Below are 369 nucleotides of genomic sequence, written 5' to 3' on the forward strand. Positions count from 1 at the left end.
TGGCCGACCATCCCCAGGCGGGCTGGAACGACCTCTGGCTGCTCACCGAGGTGATTCACGAGGGGCGGCAGCCGCAGGTGCTGGAAGAAAGCATCGTCTCCGACGCCTCGGCGAGCCCGGACGACTTCCGGCAGGGTTACCGCAACCGCTTCCAGGCCACGCCCTGGGAGGCGTTCTTCCGTCCCCCGCCGACGCCGCCGAAGCCGCGCATCCTCGGCACGCAGAGCGCGGTGGTGACCGGCCCGAAGGGCGAGGAAATCCATTGCGACCGCTACGGTCGGGTGAAGGTGCAATTCCACTGGGATCGCGAGGGCCAGGCCGACGACAGCAGCAGTTGCTGGTTACGCGTTGCCTCCGGCTGGGCGGGAA

1 pseudogene is annotated in these 369 nt (G+C 68.8%); it reads left to right on the forward strand.

Annotated elements, in window-relative coordinates:
- Positions 1 to 369: pseudogene (locus FLO80_RS24270) on the forward strand (type VI secretion system tip protein VgrG); the annotation flags it as partial.

Origin of the sequence: Aquicoccus porphyridii, assembly GCF_008369105.1 — a bacterium.
In the GTDB taxonomy this organism is placed as follows: domain Bacteria; phylum Pseudomonadota; class Alphaproteobacteria; order Rhodobacterales; family Rhodobacteraceae; genus Aquicoccus; species Aquicoccus porphyridii.